Source organism: Sphingomonas sp. 10B4 (assembly GCF_035019905.1).
GTDB classification, from domain to species: Bacteria; Pseudomonadota; Alphaproteobacteria; order Sphingomonadales; family Sphingomonadaceae; genus Sphingomonas; species Sphingomonas glacialis.
Genome location: NZ_JASJVC010000164.1, coordinates 1 through 1,135, shown reverse-complemented (window position 1 = coordinate 1,135; position 1,135 = coordinate 1). Strand labels below are relative to the sequence as shown.

General features: G+C 71.5%; 2 protein-coding genes and 1 pseudogene. All 3 read left to right on the top strand.

Going from position 1 to position 1,135, the window contains the following annotated elements; all coding sequences use genetic code 11:
• Positions 1-198, top strand: a pseudogene (locus QN347_RS19270) (hypothetical protein); the annotation flags it as partial.
• On the top strand, positions 192-389 hold the full coding sequence (locus tag QN347_RS19265) for a hypothetical protein (protein WP_322160861.1): 198 nt from the start codon (positions 192-194) through the stop codon (positions 387-389). The pseudogene QN347_RS19270 and the gene QN347_RS19265, both read left to right, overlap by 7 nt.
• The gene (gp17, locus tag QN347_RS19260) at positions 386-772 is read left to right on the top strand and encodes a tail completion protein gp17 (RefSeq protein WP_322160859.1); all 387 of its coding nucleotides are present in this window, start codon (positions 386-388) and stop codon (positions 770-772) included. The genes QN347_RS19265 and gp17 overlap by 4 nt, the downstream gene beginning before the upstream one ends.
• Positions 773-1,135: the final 363 nt, after the last annotated feature.

Below are 1,135 nucleotides of genomic sequence, written 5' to 3'. Positions count from 1 at the left end.
GGGCTGGTGGTCGTGCGCTATGCGGCGGGGATCGCGGTGGAGTGGGCGGGGCTGCCTGCTCCGCTGCGCCAGGGTGTCGCGTTGCTCGCGGCGTATCTGTTCGACGAGCGCGATGCGAGTGTCGCGCCGCCGGCCGCGGTGACGGCGTTGTGGCGGCCGTTCCGGCACGTGACGCTGCGCGGGTCGGTGCGATGCTGAGCGCGCTTGAGGCACGGGGGATCGCGGCGGGTGCGGTGGCAGCGGAGAGCGCGCGGGTGCGCGTGGCGGAGGCGCTGCGCAGCGCTTTGCCGGGCGTCGCGGTCAGCATCGAGGGCGAGCATGTCGTGCTGTCGGGGCGGATCTCGCCCGACGATCCGCGACTGCGCTGGATCGGGAGTTTGCTCGCATGAGCGCGGAGCGCGTGGTGCAGGCGGCGGCGCTCGACGCGCTGCGCGGGGTGGCGGGGCTCAACGGCGTGTATCTCGGTCCGCCCGTCAAAGCGACGCCGCCCTACGCCATGCTCGGCGAGCTTTTCAGCGGCGACTGGAGCGTCAAGGATCGCGCCGGGCGCGAGCTGCGGGTGCTGGTCGCTTTGCGGGATGCGGGCGAGGCGCCGGCGCGGCTTCATACGCTGTGCGCGGCGGTCGGCGCCGCGATCGAGGCGCTGCCGCGCGATCTCGCCGGGTGGCGGCTGGCGAGCGTGGTGCTGGTGCGATCGCGGATCGGTGGCGGCGCGCCCGGCGCGTGGAGCGCTAGCGTCGAATATCGCGTGCGGGTGTTGGCGGAGGGGTAGGGTGCCGCTCGGCGGTTCCGCCTTTCGAGAGCGGTTTTGTTCGCGCGGAGACGCGGAGACGCGGGGACGCGGGGACGCGGAGATGTCGCGCCTGGGGTGCCCGGCGTGCCTGCCACCAGCGATTTTGGGGACGCGTCCGGTCCGAGCCGGGCGCGTCATCTCCGCGTCTCCGCGTCTCCGCGCGAACCCATTCCACGCGACGCACGCGCGGCATGTCGGACATCATAAGGAGATACAGCAATGAGTGCAGAACGCGGGAGCGCCTTCCTGTTGAAGGTCGGCAATGGCGGCAGTCCGAAGCGTCAATGGCGAGATGGTGGCGATCACCTCGAAGGATTCGGGCGCTGTCTCTTATACACATCT

Coding starts and splice junctions, on each gene's coding strand:
- QN347_RS19265 (WP_322160861.1), top strand. CDS start 192: ATGCTGAGCGCGCTTGAGGCACGGGGGATCGCGGCGGGTGCGGTGGCA.
- gp17 (WP_322160859.1), top strand. CDS start 386: ATGAGCGCGGAGCGCGTGGTGCAGGCGGCGGCGCTCGACGCGCTGCGC.